The sequence below is a fragment of the Bacteroidota bacterium genome (assembly GCA_016714535.1).
In the GTDB taxonomy this organism is placed as follows: domain Bacteria; phylum Bacteroidota; class Bacteroidia; order AKYH767-A; family OLB10; genus JADKFV01.
The window spans coordinates 15,742-31,926 of the sequence record JADKDR010000005.1 but is presented as its reverse complement, the minus strand read 5'-3'; the positions used below and the strand labels follow the sequence as shown (position 1 = coordinate 31,926).

Genomic DNA, 16,185 nt, shown 5'->3' with positions numbered 1-16,185 from the left:
ATCTAATCGCGTTTCTATTATTATTTAACGCTCATAGCTGAAAGCATATTTCCATATACGGTATTCAACTTGGTCAGGTTGGTCGAAAGTTTTGCAACTTCCTCTTTATATTTCTGTGTATCAGTAACTGATGCATTCAAAGTTGACATCAATGTATTGATACCTTCATAAAATTTAGAAGTCTCTTTTAAGTGCTTATTTGAATCTTGCAATTGCAATTCATAAACTGCATTTAAAGCTCCAAGATTTTTGGATGCCTTGCCCATTTGCTCATTGTAAGTTTTCAAATCAGCTGATGACGAGTTAAAGCTATTCATAGTTTCTGTTGCTTTACCATAAGCATTGGTCATATCAGCAACTGATTTAGAAGCAGATTTAATATGATTGCTATATTCGTTTGTAGCTACGGTTGCATTGCTTATATCCGCCATTTTACCGGCATTGTCGCCTAATGATTTCAAACCAGAGCCAAGACTTTGTATTAATTCAGGGCCAATTTTTGCATCTGATAACATTTTATCCAATTGCTGTGCTACAGGATCTCCTGCCTTTTGTGCTACCTTTTTACGCTGCGCTCCAGGCTCGTGCATACCTGCTAACTCAGGATAAACTAAAGACCAATCAATTTCTTCATGGGGTGGTTCAAACGCAGAAAATAAAAATATAATTGCTTCTGTACCTAAACCTACAATAAGCATTTCATTGGCAAAGGGCCAGTGCTGAATTTTGAATAACGCTCCTACGATTACGATTGCAGCTCCAATTCCGTAGAGCTTTGCCATTAAATTCTTAAATGTTTTTGTTTGAGTGAATCCGCCAGATGCCATTTTTTTCTGTTTTTAATTTGTTATTATTTGTGATTATTGATATCAAACGAGGGAAATACTAATGTTGAATTTATTCACACCAGTATATCTTATTTCTTTTAAAATCCTTGATTTTCTATTTATTTATTAAAAGTCAGACTTGTCACGCCCCAAGAAGCTTTGCACACATCGGAATCCAACATAACACTTGGCTGTATCCGAAAATTCCCATGAACGCGTACCTGTTTGCAAGTAGTATCCTATATCCTTCCATGAACCGCCCCTAATAAGCTTACGCTTCACTGAAGGCAAATCTCCTTCTTTTTCATCATATTCATAGTCCGCATTAAGGTCATGTGTAATGTTATAACCTGAAGCTTCATAAGCATCCCTGCACCATTCAGCAACGTTGCCCGACATGCAGTATAAGCCATAATCGTTGGGCCAGTATGAGGTTACTTTTACAGTATAAAAGCCGCCATCGTCCGTATAATTACCACGCATAGGCTTGTAGTTAGCCAAAAAGCAGCCAAGGCTATTTCTGATATAAGGACCTCCCCATGGATAAGGATTTAACTCCTGTCCACCTCTACTTGCATATTCCCACTCTGCTTCGGTTGGTAGTCGATAATTTTGATGAAATGGCTCTTCGATGGCATCCAGGTAATCTGTCTCAAAATTTGTACGCCAGATGCAAAAAGCCCTTGCCTGTTTCCATGAAACCCCAACTACCGGATAGTCATCATATGCTGGATGCCAAAAATATTTTTCGGTCATTGGCTCATTGAATGAGTAGGTATAATCATGCATCCAGGAAAGTGTATCAGGGTATACATTTATGATATCCTTTTTAATAAACACACTTCGATCAGTTTTCCCCTGCTCTCTGGCAGAAAATTTTTGAGCAGCAGCCTTTAAATCTATCCAATAATACTCATAGTTTAATTTACGACTGTCAATCTCTTTTCTTTTGTAAAAACGCTCGCTTTCAGGCAAAAACATCTCTGCAAGTTTTTCCTCATTATCTTCATCATCCCATTTAATTCGCTTACGCCAATTAATCATCTCACCGTATTCACCTTCATTTACAATGTGTTCTTCAGCAATTAATTTATGCGCTATCGAGTCTCTAACCCAATCAACAAACTGACGGTATTCATTATTAGTGATTTCGGTTTCGTCCATATAAAAGGCATGAACAGAAACTGTTCGAGATTGTGATGTTAAAGCATAAGGTACATCTTGATCGCTGGGTCCCATGGTATAACTTCCCGAAGGAATAAACACCATACCATAAGGATCCGGCTGATACCAACTTGGTCGGTTTAATACACCGGTAAGTTGTCCCTTATTGCCCCCCCCGCAACCTGCCAACACTACTGCTAAGGAGAAAATTAAAATTAGTTTCTTCATCTTCGCTTTTATTAAGGCGGGTAAATTTATATAATTATAGTCAATTACGATAATTTTACCAAATTATTGCATTAGCAAAAAATGTTCCACGATAAATTCACTTATGCAGAATTTATTCGCCTCACATTATTTCCAAGCCTATACCGTTATTTTATAGATAGCGTACGTTGATATTACGCAAGATTGGTTTCTTCTTTGGATTAAAGCAATAGCCCAAAGTAACTTCATGCGAACCATCGCTATAATTCTTTAGCTGTGATGAAGTAATATCATATGAATAGCCTATTCTTAAACCGTTCATCACATTAAATCCTGCCATCACTACTATGGCATCTTCCAATCTATAAGAGGCTCCTAACCAGAATTTATCATTGAACATGGCCATTAAATTACCATCCAATTGAGTAGTAGCTCCATCATTCTTAACAAAAACGGAAGGAGTAAGTCCAATTGTAGGAGAAAGATCAAATCTATATCCAAGTGTTCCATAAATATGGCGTGCCAGATTGTATTTGGTAACAGTTAAATCAATTTCACCTTCGGTTAGGTGCGTTGCTGAGATACCAGCATATAATTTATTGCCAGCATAATAAATACCAGCACCTAAATCTGGAATAATGCTACCCTTAATGGTTTGTGTAGGAACGAAAGGGTCATTTGGATCATTTGGCTTATATTTTTTACCATCAATTGACTTCTGCATATAGCCGGCATCTAAACCAATTCCAAGTTTTCCTGATTCACCAACATTTAAATGAAAAGAGTAGGCTAATTTAACTCCAATGGTCTTTTCGAAGCCAAGCTGATCTGACAGAACATTTAATCCTAAACCACCATGAAGAAACTTAACCGGACCATCCAAGCTTAGCACACCTGTCTTAGGCTGACCAGAAGGATCATACCCTGCCCATTGTGAGCGATACAATAAAGAACCGCAATAAGCTCCCGAGGCACCTGCGCTTGCAGGATTAACAAATAGTCTGTTAAACATGTTCTGGCTAAATTGTGGATCTTGTTGTGCTTTCGATGATTGGCTTAGTGCGATTACTACAAAGATTAAAATAGTAATTTTTTTCATATAAAATAATTTGATTTTTTGGAATGGGAACGTTAAGAGGCGGTAAAGAAATAAAATTAAAATTTAACAACAAAATATTTTAATTAAGAGTTCTGGTTAATTAACAATTCTGAAAATAAGCCAACAAAGACTATAAGAAAGCTTTAATAATCAATAGTTTCAGGCACATCTTGTATAAATTGTAAGCGGCTATGAAGCACTTTTTTTTTAACATGCTGTGTATTGTGTCGTTATAATTTGACATATCAGCAGACATTTGCAAAATCCTTTAAGGTTCAATAATATAATCTAAGACACTTTCTTCTAATGATATGTAGAAATCTGAATTTGCTTTTAGAATAAGTTTACGTTAGCTTTTTAAAAGTTTGCCACCATCGATCGGGCATTTCGTTTTTACATGCTAAGGTATAGTCATTATAGCTGCAAGGAATAATGTGATGTCTTTTGAATTTATTTTGCGAGTCAAAAATTGGAATTTCCATCCACCAACGGTCGCTGCTTAAGCTTTTCAAAAAAATCAACTCGTTTTCCAATTCGCTAATAGTAACAATGTATTTCAAATATCCATTCTTGTTATAGGCCGGAAATTCATTCTTGCGTTTATTAAATCCATCAACGAAATACCAAATCATCTGGGCTATTAGTTTGGCTGTGCAATTATTGCTATCAAGCGAGGTAACATAATTGTAAATGCCTAAGGATGTAACCTTTTCGCTTAAGCCAGCAAAATAAGTTAACTGACAAGCTTCTTCAGCATAAAGCCCATTAGGAGCTGCTAGATAGCTAGCCATGGCATCGCAATTACGTATAGACGAAATATCGAAGGATACCATATCGCTATTGCGCAGCACAGGCTCTATATCGTCAATGTTTTTGCGTAAATGTCCAAGGCGGTAAGCATCAAAGTACATTTTGCTCATGCGCTCTACAGCATCTTCTCCTGTAAAATAAGTCTGATGACCTATGTGGCTATAGTTAAATAAGTAATTCGGTTGCTCGACAATAATTTTCCCAAGGTATGATTGCGAATTCATAGCCTCGTCAGGATCTCCCAAATCAAACCTTGCATCAATATTTGAAATATTAATGATTTGCGCTAGTTGCTTGTAGGCTCCATATTGTCCATACATAATATCATGACTGCCTCCAAATATAACCGGAGTTATGTTATTACGAATTAATTCAGCACTTAATAGTGCAACTGCCATGTAGGTATCTTCCAGCGTTTTTCCGACTACAATATTTCCGAAATCGATAATTTTGTTTTGACCATAATGCTGCATGAGGTTAGCGATCTCATAACGTATATTGTCTGCACTTAAGGCATAATCGCATTGATATTTACACCCTCTACCCTCGTCTATGCCAAGTAAGGCAACCTGATGCCTGCCTGAATCGAGATCTATACTATCCTGACCAAACTGCAAGATGAGCTGACCGATAGATCCCTTTTCGAAATCGTGTTTACGATAAATAGCTGAAGGCTTAATAAAATGTTTTAATTCGGATAAAGACATAGGAATAGTTTAACTAATATTACTTTTGATTTCAGATTTCAAAAATGGTTGTATTACCTCTAAACATGGCATAGCAAGGAGAAAAGATTTGAACAGTTATTTCTTTTCAATTGTCAACAATAGAAAAATCCCGCAACAGGTTCACTTGTTGCGGGATTGCTTGTTCTATGCTAGGAAAAAATCAGTCTATTACTTGCTCAGCAAGCAAGATCACTTTATTTTTTAATACTTCAACCACTCCACCTTTAATTGTAAATTCTTTATTGCCTGATGAGGCCTTGATTTTTACTTTACCATTACCAAGAGCTGAAATCAATGGTGCATGGTTATTTAAAAATTGAAGTTTGCCGTCAATACCCGGCACCATCACCGAAGTGCATTCCCCATCAAAAACTTTTTTTTCAGGTGTGATTAGTTCTAAGTTCATGCTTAACGTTTAATTTTTAGTTGTATTAATTAACTTCTGCTAAGAGCTTTTTGCCTTTTCAATTGCATCATCTATAGTTCCTACCAGGTTGAATGCTGCTTCCGGATATTCATCCACATCGCCATTCATGATCATAGTAAATCCTTTGATGGTTTCCTCTATTGGAACCAAAACTCCTTTTAGTCCGGTAAATTGTTCAGCAACATGGAAAGGTTGTGATAAGAAGCGCTGTACACGTCTGGCACGGTGAACGATTAATTTATCTTCATCACTTAATTCGTCCATACCGAGAATGGCAATAATATCCTGCAACTCTTTATATCGCTGAAGAATTTGTTTTACTCGCTGTGCACAACCATAATGTTCATCACCTAAAACTGCAGGAGAAAGGATTCGTGAGGTAGAATCGAGTGGATCAACCGCAGGATAAATTCCTAACTCAGCTATTTTACGACTCAATACGGTAGTTGCATCAAGGTGGGCGAACGTGGTTGCAGGGGCAGGATCCGTTAAATCATCGGCAGGTACATAAACCGCTTGCACTGATGTAATTGAACCACGCTTAGTAGAAGTAATTCGTTCTTGCATGGCACCCATTTCTGTTGCTAAGGTAGGTTGGTAACCCACAGCACTAGGCATACGACCAAGTAACGCAGACACCTCTGAACCAGCTTGCGTAAAACGGAAGATATTATCAATAAAGAATAAGATATCGCGACCACCACTTGCTGTGCCATCACCATCGCGGAAATGTTCTGCTACAGTAAGTCCGCTTAATGCAACGCGAGCACGTGCTCCCGGAGGTTCATTCATCTGTCCGAAAACCAGGTAGCTTTACTATCTTTCAATTTATTGTAATCTACTTTACTCAAGTCCCAGCCGCCTTTTTCCATACTATGCTTGAACTCGTCACCATAGTTTATAACGCCTGACTCAAGAAACTCGCGCAATAAATCATTCCCTTCGCGCGTACGCTCGCCTACACCAGCAAATACAGAAAGACCTGAATAAGCCTTTGCAATATTATTTACGAGTTCCATAATCAATACCGTTTTACCTACTCCGGCACCACCAAACAAACCAATCTTTCCTCCTTTGGCATATGGTTCAAGCAAATCGATAACTTTAATACCTGTAAATAACACCTGTGCTTCGGTACTAAGGTCTTCAAACTTAGGTGGATCGCGGTGTATAGGAAGTTTAATATCCTTTTTCACCTGGGTCATGCCGTCAACTGCTTCGCCCACTACATTAAACAGTCGTCCTTTAATTCCTTCGCCACCGGGCATCGAAATGGTAGTGCCCATCGCTGTTACCAGTTGACCACGAACTAAACCATCGGTGCTGTCCATGGCAATTGCTCGCACGGTATCTTCGCCAATGTGTTGCTGACATTCAAGAATAACCACCTGTCCATTGTTTTTGGTTACTTCAAGAGCCTCTAAAATGTTTGGTAGTTTAGTACTAGTTGTATCAAATGAAACGTCAACTACCGGACCTATCACCTGTACAATTTTACCTTTACTCATATTCTATTTTTTAATTGTGATTTGCTCTAAATATCTATCTTTCAATTACTTATGTATAAGGGCTTGAAAAATCGAGCGCGAAGGTAGAAATTTTATTCGCAACAAAAAATTTGCCTCGGTAAATAGCTCCATAATCTGAAGTTTTTATAAACAGTTGTTAGTTATGGCTGCTTTAAATTCCATTAATCCCCTTTTTGGCGGCATGCTTTAATAGATCTAATGGCAGCAATTCTTTGCATTAAAGTAGGATGAGAAAATGTTAAAGCAACTACCAATGGATGTGGAAACGGGTTTGAAAGCGTTTTTGAAGTCAATTTTTTTAATGCGCTTATCAATAGTTCGCCATTATATGTTGAAGCAGCAAATGCATCGGCTTCGTACTCATGCTTGCGCGAGAAATAACTCGTGAAGACTCCGGTTAAAAGTGAAACAGGCTCATATAAAATAAAAAATCCTATTAGTCCTAATGCAAAATGATGTTGTGAGCTGCCAAGCGCAATTGAAATTTCCTCCCTATTAATAAAGAAAGACAAAATAAAAAGCATGAGTCCCGTCTGAAAAACCGATGCAATAAAAAAGGTGGTCGTATGTTTCTTTTTGTTATGTCCAACTTCGTGAGCCAGCACTGCTACCAATTCTTCTTCGGTTTGTTGTTCTATTAAAGTATCAAACAATACAATTTTTTTTCTTGCCCCAAATCCGCTAAAAAATGCATTGGCTTTTGAACTTCGCTTACTGCCATCCATAACAAAAACATTATTTAAGGTAAAACCAACTTTATCGCAATATGAGGTTATTGATTTTCTTAAAGTACCATCTCCAAGGGGTGTAATTTTATTAAAAAGCGGCAAAATCCATGATGTGTAAAACATCATCATTAGTAAAGAAAATACCGTGACCGCCATCCAGCAATACAGCCAAAAAAAACTGCCCGTTGCAGCATAAAAAAAGTAAAATGCCGAAAGAACTAGTCCACCCAAAACAGCAGCCAACAGATAGCCTTTGCATTTATCTGCAAAGAAGGTTAACAAAGTAGATTGATTGAATCCAAACTTTTGCTCGATAACAAAGGTGTTGTATAGTTGGAATGGCGTGTTAAGCAAGTCGGCTGTTATTCCCATTACTGCTGCAAACATAAGTGTTGCGTACCATTCATTATTAGACAAAGCCAAACACGCATCAAATATCTTACCCGTTAATCCTGAGATAAGCAAGGCTAACATTGCTGTGAAGCTAAAGATACCTGTTACTAAGCCAAAATTATAATTAGCACGAGCATATCGCAATGCTTTCTGATACTCGTCAGTCGTAAAAAGCGATTCGGCTTCGGCAGGTAATTCATTTTTCCAGGATTGTATATCAAGATAGCTGAGAACTAAATCCAAGATAAAACCAACTATAACGATACCTATAAACGTTGCAAGCATACTCCGACCTTTTACTCTTAATAAAAATTAATAAGCACCACTACGTTTACGAATAAACCATTCGAGGCTAACAAGGGCCATGAGCAAAAAGAAAACCCACTTAAGATTTATTAAATCCTTTAATTGCTTTTTCTGATAAGATACTGAAGTTATCTCTTTTCGAGCTTTGATTTTACTTACTAACGAATTTAATTCGGATGGATAAACCATGACTCCTCCGCTTTTGCTAGCCATCAGGTTAAGCAGTTGATGATTGGCAACGGTTTCTGAATTTTCTATCTGCAAAGGGCTTATCGTAAATTGCCCGGTCTTGAATAACTTTTGCTCTCCGGCAGTGGCTGTTGCCTTAAAACTGTATTTTCCAACTGTGTAATATCCGGCATCGAGACTATATGCTTTTTCTGTTTTTGAAAACGTGTACGAAAAGTTTTTACCTTCATTATTAGTAATTATTAATTGAATATCTGAAGTATTTATAAGCTCTCCACTTTCATTATACATCTCAGCATCCATATGTATAGGTTCATTTTCTGCATAGTTATTTTTGTACTTAATTTTTAGAGGCTCCTTCTTATCTTTGACACATAAAAATTGAACAATTTTTAAAATAAAATCATCTGTAATTTTCTGACTACCCTTTTCCTGAAACTCTTTCAATCGCCACTTCCATAAACCTTCGCCACAGAGGATGGCGTATTTTTGTTCATCCATCTGACCAAATAAAAGCAACGGCTGGTCGGTAGTAACATTTCCTACACGTTGAGTAAGTAACGTTGCATTATTGCCTTGAGCTTTGTAAATACCAAATGGACAAATCAGTGGTGGCAATGTTGCCAGGTATTTGCGCTCATCATCGCTAATACTATAGAGCGAAAAATTAGGATTGATATGTGCCTGCACGTTGTTCGTTTTAGCATTGCTTCCTGAAATGTTTATCAGCCTCTGAGCTTTATTAAAACTGCCAACATCCGTTTGCGCACCAATGATATGTAGTACCGATACTCCCGAAGTGCGTAATTTTGTGAGCAGGCTTTCGGCATTAAATTTAGAAGATGGAATATCATGAAGCACCACCATCTCATACTCAGAAAAGCCTGAAGGTGCATCCTTTACATTTACGATTTTCAATTCATAATTAGGGCTTGTTTCTATCGCATTTTTCAAACTTGAAATATCCGGATGCGGGGCATTGGCAAGCAACAATACTTTTTGTTTAGATTCAATAATGTCGACAAATGCTTTGCGTTCATTATTTGTATAGCTGGCTTCTCCATCAATCGCATCTATCCAAAATTTATATTCATGTATTCCTTTCCTTTTGGCTTCGACATATACCGGTACCGTTAGGCGATATTTGTTTGATGGCACACTTATGGTTTTAGAAAATACTTTGACTGAATCGTCAGTGACGTTTAATGTAATGTTTTTGCCCGCACATTGACGGGCGTCAATTTCTGCTTCCATAACAAAGCTGTTGCCAACTATAGCGGTGCGGTTATACCGTACCTGACTTAATAAGACATCCTTATACACCATGGTATCGCCCATAGCAATGGTATAAAATGGAACTTTCAATTGCTCGGGAGCATAAGCTGGGCTGCTACCTGCATTGTACAAACCATCGCTTGCAAATATGATAGCACCAAGGTTTCTGAAACTATATTGCACATTGATGTTATCAAACAATTGCTGCGCATTGCTTTGTTTCTCGTCAAAAGTAAACGCCACGTTTTCGTTCACTTTACTCCCAAAACTGTATTGCCTTACTTCGTAATCCTTACCTAAGGCAGCCTGAAGCGAATTCAAATTTTGAACATACTCGTTTCTATAATAAGCCGAGTCTTTGGTAGATAGGATAGATTGCGAATTATCCTGTGCAATTATGATTAAGGGTTTTTCAACCTCACGCTGAATAGATTTAATAAGTGGCGACAATAAAAGGAAAGAAAGTAAAGAAATAAATATGGCACGCAAAGCGGCCATGGTTCTTTGCAACCATTGTGGGTGCTCGGCAAAACGCGATTCTTTATTATAGAAAAACCAGGCATAGCCTATCCCAAGCCCAATGCAAAATATGATAAACCAAAGCGGCTTTTCAGTTATTAATTCCAAAATGTATAAGCTTTATGATAAAAAAGAAAACGCCAAAAGTATAAAGACCATACTCAATTTGGCGTTAAAAGATTGTGAAGTAACAGTGTTTACTTAACTGCTGTCCAGCTCTTGCCCAGGGCAACACGAGAGATGGTCATTAGACTCACCTTATATTTTTTTGCTAATGCACGTTGGGTAGTTCCGCCTTTAAGTTCCTTGCGTATCGACTGCACTTTTACTTTATTCAATTTTGCATTTACCGAATTTTCGGAGCCGAATTTTTTGGCATTGTATTCTGCATTTCGCTTATACAACTCAATTAGAGTAACGTACTTAAGATTGCTTATTTTGTTATTTAGTTTTTTCCAATCGAGGTGTACTACTTTGATATGCTTAGGCGAATTCTTTTTTCCGAAATATTCAGCTACCAGATTATGCAGGTAGTGATTCTTGCGAACTCCCTTATGCACTATGTCTACAGCTATGTAACCATTGACTAACTTGCCTTTTACGATTTTTCCATTTTCCTTATCGTAGAAAAAACTTTTCATACGCCCCATGTTACTGATCATGTAATGCGTGTCTGATTTTGCAACTTTAGACCAACGCTCGCCAGGCAAACTGGCAATTGGTTTTGATGACTTAGCTGCAGCTTTTTTAGCGGTTTTTTTTGTAGCCATTTTTTTTAATTTTAAGTTATTAAAATTGGATTTAGGATAATTTTTTAATGCTTGTGTAACTATTACACTATACGAAGGTGATGATTATTTTTCTATTCTCCAAATTTTATCAAATTCCCTTTACTATATACCCATCCTCACTTAGCAGTTTTCTCACCTTTTCGGCTACTTCGCCTTGTAAGATTATTTCATTATCCTTAACGCTTCCACCCACTCCGCATTTTGTTTTGAGCCATTTGGCAAGCGTTTCGAGCTCCGCTGCTGTGCCCAAGTAACCATATACGATGGTCACCGGCTTGCCTGCGCGGTGCTTTACTTCTCGCCTTAGTTTGAGCACTTGCCTGCTCTTGTGCAAAGAAGGTGTTTGTTCAGGTTGGTTGCCAAGCGGCAGTTCCCGGTTGGTAGAAAAAACAATGCTACCAAGTTGTTTAAGATCTTCGATGCTATTCTTTTTTTTACTCATAATGCAGGAGTTTGTTTCGGTACCAAAATTTTTACTTTTTGTGGCGCAATTTGAATTTGAAATTGGAGGTGTTCACCGGCAGGTTCACCATCAATATGCAAGGCTATTGGCTTTGCACAAGTTACTTCAGCTTCGGCTGTTTTAATTATTTCAACTAAAGAACTCTTATCTACCTTTGATCTATAAACATCCCATGCAAGCATGAGTGCGCCAAAAATGTGTGGTTTTCGTATGATGCACAAATCAATAAGTTCATCGGTGACAGATGCTGCCGGAGCAATTTTGAATTCGTTGCCAAATTGAGCTGAGTTAGCTGCCGAAATCATCCAGGCTTGTCGGTCGATTTGCTGCTTGCCAATTTTTATTTGAAACCCGGACTCTCCATACTGTGCATATTCAGAAAGTACGAGCTTAATATAATTGAACAATCCACGTTTGCCATTCTTGCCAAATAGTGAGGCCACATGCGCATCAAATCCAATGCCTGAAACATTGATAGAAAATTGTTGGTTAATTCGCATGGTGTCGCAATTTATTATGCGCCCTCTGGTAATTAATTCAACCACATCTTTTACATGAAAGGGTAAGTGAAGATGTCTTGCCAATCCATTGCCTGAACCAAGAGGAATTATAATTAAGCATGAATCAGAAGCCGTAAGTGCCTGAGCAATTTCGTTTACGGTACCATCACCTCCTGCAGCAAGTACATATTTAAACTTTTTAGCTACTGCCTCTGTTGCCAGCAGTGCTCCATGTCCCGCATATTCTGTGGTATTATATTCAAAACTTCGTCCTGCTTTGTTAAGATAAAAGCGCAACTCCTGCCCTATCAGCTTGCCCTTGCCTTGACCTGCATTGGGATTAATTATAATATAAACAGCGTTCAACATGCTTAATCAAGGCTAATTATTTTTTTTATCGTGAGCCAAATAATAAAATAATCTTCACGCAGCGATTTACGATTTATATAGTTCAAATTAAGCCGGATTTTTTCGGGCATAACGGTGTCAATATACGTTTTATCGGGATCAGCAGATTTGCTTAATATTTCGTTTTCATTGGCATATTGTATAGATGCATAATCTGTAATACCGGGTTTAACTTTGAGCACATTTAATTGCTCAATATTATAGAGGTCAACATACTTACGCACTTCCGGGCGAGGTCCTACCAGGCTCATATCTCCTAAAAGTACATTTATCAATTGAGGCAACTCGTCTAACTTATAGCTGCGCAACTTGTAGCCTATATGGGTAATTCGCGAATCGCGCATACCTACTGTAAGTAAGCCTTTTTTATCCGCATCGGTGTACATGGTTCGAAACTTGAAAATTTTAAAATCAACATTGTTTTTACCTACTCGCACTTGCCTGTAAAATACTCCTCCACGACTATCTATTATTATCAATATTGAAATAATCAAAAGCATGGGAGACAATACTATCAAACCAACAACTGACCAAATGATATCGTTTACCCGAGTGAGCATGCAACTTATGAATTTTCTAATTCCGACAATTCGAGCCAGCGCATGGTTTTTTCGTCCATATACGATTCAAGAAGGGCTAACTCATTAGAAGCAAGCATTATTTCGCTATGTGCTAAATCAGGAGTACTTACTTTTGCTATCAGCTCTGCTTTACGCGCTTCCAAACTGGCAATTTCTTTTTCGAGTGTTTCGTATTCGCGCTTTTCTTTGAAGCTTAATCCTTTGCGTGTTTTAGGCTTTGTATCTTGCGGGGTATCATTTTTTTTCTTCTCAATGCTTGCAGGCTTTGGTGCAGTAATTTCATTTAGGCTAAGGCGATAAGCTGTATAATTACCGTGGATATCGCTCACTTTTCCGTCTCCATTCATCACAAAAACATGGTCAACGGTTCGGTCCATAAAGTAGCGGTCGTGGGTAACCAACAACATACATCCCTCATATCCTTCAATAAATTCTTCGAGCAAATTAAGTGTAACAATATCGAGGTCATTGGTTGGCTCATCTAAAATCAAAAAATTAGGATTCTGAATTAATAGCGATAAGAGATACAACCTCCTCTTTTCGCCACCGCTAAGCTTGCTTACATAGCTATGTTGTTTGCTATAATCAAATTTAAAATGATTTAAAAACTGGCTCACATTTATATAACCGCCATTTCCGGTATCCACATACTCTGCAAAGGTGCGCAGATACTCAAGCACCCGCATATCTTCTTTTAGCTGCAACCCATCTTGACTATAATAAGCAAAGGAGATGGTATCTCCCTTCTTGATGCGACCCCGGTCCGGGGCAACCTCGCCCATAATCATTTTGAGCAGCGTACTTTTGCCGGTGCCATTGCGGCCTACTATTCCAATTTTTTCGCCACGTTTAAATGTATAACTAAAATTATCAAAAAGTATATGGTCACCGTAACTCTTGCAGATATTTTCAAACTCCATAATCTTGCTGCCCATGCGTTGCATTTGCATAGTCATACTTGCCTTTTGTTCAACCTTACCACTCTTGGCTTTTTCTTCGGTCTCATAAAAGCTGTCGATACGTGCCTTTTGCTTGGTTGTGCGCGCTTTAGGTTGTCTGCGCATCCAGTCTAGCTCACGCTTGTATAGATTTTGCGCTTTACCAAGCTCGGCAGCTTGTACGGTCTCACGCTCATGCTTTTTTTCAAGAAAATAAGAATAGTTGCCCTTATACTGATACATCTTTCCATTATCAAGTTCATAGATAGTATCGCACACATTATCCAGAAAATAGCGGTCGTGGGTAATTAATAGTACGGTGTTATTTAATCGCGTAAGGTATTGCTCCAGCCATTCAATCATATCGAGGTCTAGGTGATTGGTAGGCTCATCGAGCAACATCAGGTCGGGTTCTTCGATAAGTAACCGGGCAAGCGCAAGGCGCTTGCGTTGCCCACCACTTAGGCTTTCTACCTTTTGCTCCAGGTTGTGAATATTTAATTTGCCTAAAATACTTGCCACCTTGGCTTCATAATCCCAAGCCTTATTATTGTCAATTTGCGCAATCACCTCTTCGAGCTGCTTGTCGAAATCACTTGTTTTTTCATACGGAGTAAGATTGAGCAATCGCTCGTACTCTCCAATAAGTTGCAATACCTTATGATCCGATATAAATATGTTTTCTTTTACGCTCAGATGCAACGCCATCTCAGGTTCCTGCGGCAGATATCCCACTACAATATCACTACGTACGATAACCTTTCCCTCATCAGGTTGCTCCTTTTGAGCACAAATTTTTAAAATGGTACTCTTACCTGTGCCATTTGCTGCTATTAAAGCTGCCTTCTGATTTTCCTGCAACGAAAGCCAAATATCAGTAAAGAGCGGGTGCTCACTGTAACTCTTTGCCAATCGCTCAGCGGTTAGGTAATTAATCATTCAGAAAAATTTAAAAAAACATGTGCGAATATGCAGTTAAACTTTGTGGAATGAAAATTACACTAACTTCAATCACACTTTGACTTACTGCAGCAAATAATGAACACGCTATTTAAAATTCCTTTAATACATTCGCAACTTTTAAAATTAATAGGAAAATGAAACTGGTAACCTACAAAGTTAATTCAAACGGACGCTTAGGCATTGTAATCAATAATCAGATATACGACCTGAGCATGGCAGCCTATCACAATGGAATGCGTAACTTTCCATCAACCATGTTCGAATATTTACAGGATAGCGAAACGCTAAGCCTGTATGCCAAAACTCTTGAAACAAAACTAATAAGTGGCGAACTTACCATGCCAAGTGAAAAGTACGATGATTTGCTATTAATGGCTCCTGTGCCAAACCCTACCTCATGCCGCGATGGATATGCATTCAGACAGCATGTTGCTGCTGCGCGCAGAAACCGCAAAGTTGAGATGATTGAAGAGTTTGATCAATATCCGATTTTTATTTTACGAATCATAATGCCATTCAGGGCCCGGGCGAAATCTGGTGTATGCCCGATCATTTTCAACAATTAGACTTTGAGCTGGAAGTGGCTATTGTGGTGGGCAAAAAAGGAATGAATATAAAAGCTGCTGAGGCCGATAATTATATAGCAGGGTACATGATTATGAATGATATGAGTGCCCGCGTATTGCAGATGGAAGAAATGAAACTAAACCTGGGCCCGGCTAAAGGAAAAGATTTTAGTACTGTAATTGGGCCTATGTTGGTTACTCCAGAGGATGATTTTTTACAAAGCAGATTACAAAAGGCCAAAGAAAATCATGAAGGCAACAATCATAATTTAACAATGACCTGCCACGTAAATGGAATTGAAGTATCGCGCGGCAATACAAACTCAATGGATTGGACCTTTGCCGAAATACTTGAACGATGTGCTTATGGCACCCCCATATTACCCGGAGATGTGATTGGTAGCGGCACTGTTGGAACCGGATGTTTTCTTGAATTAAACGGCACCGGAAAACTTAACGACCCAAGCTACCAGGCACAATGGCTGCAAGATGGTGATGTAGTAGTAATGGAAATTGAGGGTCTTGGAAAATTAACCAATACTATACGAAAGTACGATACCGACTTTTCTATTTTGGGGCAGAAGAAAGGCTTATGATAAATAAATTGGAAGAATAAATTTCGCCTTCCAGCTAACATTTTTTCCTAATCAACCGTAACTTAAAGCAGACTCCAGAAAATCAATACAGGATATTCTTGCGCAATAAGGTTAATACGATTACATTTGTACCTAATATCCTTTAACCCTTGTGGGGTTATTCTCATCAAAAAAAATC

Annotated in this window: 12 protein-coding genes and 2 pseudogenes; 1 reads left to right on the top strand and 13 read right to left on the bottom strand. The window is 38.3% G+C overall.

The annotated features are described in order from the left end of the window. Positions 1-20: 20 nt before the first annotated feature. From gldL to IPO27_07690, 13 genes and pseudogenes are all read right to left on the bottom strand, one after another. Complete coding sequence (gene gldL, locus IPO27_07750) at positions 21-782, bottom strand: gliding motility protein GldL (protein MBK8846425.1); 762 nt, start codon at positions 780-782, stop codon at positions 21-23. A gap of 171 nt (positions 783-953) precedes the next feature. After that, positions 954-2,219 carry an SUMF1/EgtB/PvdO family nonheme iron enzyme gene (locus IPO27_07745; GenBank protein ID MBK8846424.1) on the bottom strand — a complete coding sequence of 422 codons (1,266 nt, stop codon included), beginning with the start codon at positions 2,217-2,219 and terminating at the stop codon, positions 954-956. A 151-nt stretch (positions 2,220-2,370) separates the two neighbouring features. Next, positions 2,371-3,297, bottom strand: a complete 927-nt coding sequence (locus IPO27_07740) for a type IX secretion system membrane protein PorP/SprF (protein ID MBK8846423.1) — start codon at positions 3,295-3,297, stop codon at positions 2,371-2,373. 344 nt (positions 3,298-3,641) lie between these two features. Beyond that, positions 3,642-4,814: a formimidoylglutamase gene (locus IPO27_07735; GenBank protein MBK8846422.1), complete on the bottom strand. Its 1,173-nt coding sequence runs from the start codon at positions 4,812-4,814 to the stop codon at positions 3,642-3,644. 181 nt (positions 4,815-4,995) lie between these two features. Then, positions 4,996-5,241: an ATP synthase F1 subunit epsilon gene (gene atpC, locus IPO27_07730; GenBank protein ID MBK8846421.1), complete on the bottom strand. Its 246-nt coding sequence runs from the start codon at positions 5,239-5,241 to the stop codon at positions 4,996-4,998. A 39-nt stretch (positions 5,242-5,280) separates the two neighbouring features. Further along, a pseudogene (gene atpD, locus IPO27_07725) lies at positions 5,281-6,770 on the bottom strand (F0F1 ATP synthase subunit beta). A gap of 182 nt (positions 6,771-6,952) precedes the next feature. Then, on the bottom strand, positions 6,953-8,197 hold the full coding sequence (locus IPO27_07720) for a M48 family metallopeptidase (protein ID MBK8846420.1): 1,245 nt from the start codon (positions 8,195-8,197) through the stop codon (positions 6,953-6,955). Positions 8,198-8,224: 27 nt separating this feature from the next. Next, on the bottom strand, positions 8,225-10,309 hold the full coding sequence (locus IPO27_07715) for a hypothetical protein (GenBank protein MBK8846419.1): 2,085 nt from the start codon (positions 10,307-10,309) through the stop codon (positions 8,225-8,227). An 89-nt stretch (positions 10,310-10,398) separates the two neighbouring features. Next, on the bottom strand, positions 10,399-10,971 hold the full coding sequence (locus IPO27_07710) for a hypothetical protein (GenBank protein MBK8846418.1): 573 nt from the start codon (positions 10,969-10,971) through the stop codon (positions 10,399-10,401). Positions 10,972-11,080: 109 nt separating this feature from the next. After that, the gene (locus IPO27_07705; GenBank protein MBK8846417.1) at positions 11,081-11,434 is read right to left on the bottom strand and encodes a translation initiation factor; all 354 of its coding nucleotides are present in this window, start codon (positions 11,432-11,434) and stop codon (positions 11,081-11,083) included. After that, the gene (locus IPO27_07700) at positions 11,431-12,324 is read right to left on the bottom strand and encodes a diacylglycerol kinase family lipid kinase (GenBank protein ID MBK8846416.1); all 894 of its coding nucleotides are present in this window, start codon (positions 12,322-12,324) and stop codon (positions 11,431-11,433) included. Before IPO27_07700 ends, IPO27_07705 begins: the two co-directional genes overlap by 4 nt. 2 nt (positions 12,325-12,326) lie before the next feature. Continuing rightward, positions 12,327-12,923 carry a sugar transferase gene (locus IPO27_07695; GenBank protein ID MBK8846415.1) on the bottom strand — a complete coding sequence of 199 codons (597 nt, stop codon included), beginning with the start codon at positions 12,921-12,923 and terminating at the stop codon, positions 12,327-12,329. Positions 12,924-12,928: 5 nt separating this feature from the next. Next, positions 12,929-14,821 (bottom strand): ABC-F family ATP-binding cassette domain-containing protein, encoded by a 1,893-nt coding sequence (locus tag IPO27_07690; GenBank protein MBK8846414.1) that lies wholly within the window; start codon positions 14,819-14,821, stop codon positions 12,929-12,931. A 158-nt stretch (positions 14,822-14,979) separates the two neighbouring features. Between IPO27_07690 and IPO27_07685 the strand changes: the two are divergent. Next, positions 14,980-16,007, top strand: a pseudogene (locus IPO27_07685) (fumarylacetoacetate hydrolase family protein). Positions 16,008-16,185: the final 178 nt, after the last annotated feature.

Coding starts and splice junctions, on each gene's coding strand:
- IPO27_07695 (MBK8846415.1), bottom strand. CDS start 12,923: ATGCTCACTCGGGTAAACGATATCATTTGGTCAGTTGTTGGTTTGATA.
- IPO27_07740 (MBK8846423.1), bottom strand. CDS start 3,297: ATGAAAAAAATTACTATTTTAATCTTTGTAGTAATCGCACTAAGCCAA.
- IPO27_07745 (MBK8846424.1), bottom strand. CDS start 2,219: ATGAAGAAACTAATTTTAATTTTCTCCTTAGCAGTAGTGTTGGCAGGT.
- IPO27_07720 (MBK8846420.1), bottom strand. CDS start 8,197: ATGCTTGCAACGTTTATAGGTATCGTTATAGTTGGTTTTATCTTGGAT.
- gldL (MBK8846425.1), bottom strand. CDS start 782: ATGGCAAAGCTCTACGGAATTGGAGCTGCAATCGTAATCGTAGGAGCG.
- IPO27_07700 (MBK8846416.1), bottom strand. CDS start 12,324: ATGTTGAACGCTGTTTATATTATAATTAATCCCAATGCAGGTCAAGGC.
- IPO27_07710 (MBK8846418.1), bottom strand. CDS start 10,971: ATGGCTACAAAAAAAACCGCTAAAAAAGCTGCAGCTAAGTCATCAAAA.
- atpC (MBK8846421.1), bottom strand. CDS start 5,241: ATGAACTTAGAACTAATCACACCTGAAAAAAAAGTTTTTGATGGGGAA.
- IPO27_07690 (MBK8846414.1), bottom strand. CDS start 14,821: ATGATTAATTACCTAACCGCTGAGCGATTGGCAAAGAGTTACAGTGAG.
- IPO27_07705 (MBK8846417.1), bottom strand. CDS start 11,434: ATGAGTAAAAAAAAGAATAGCATCGAAGATCTTAAACAACTTGGTAGC.
- IPO27_07735 (MBK8846422.1), bottom strand. CDS start 4,814: ATGTCTTTATCCGAATTAAAACATTTTATTAAGCCTTCAGCTATTTAT.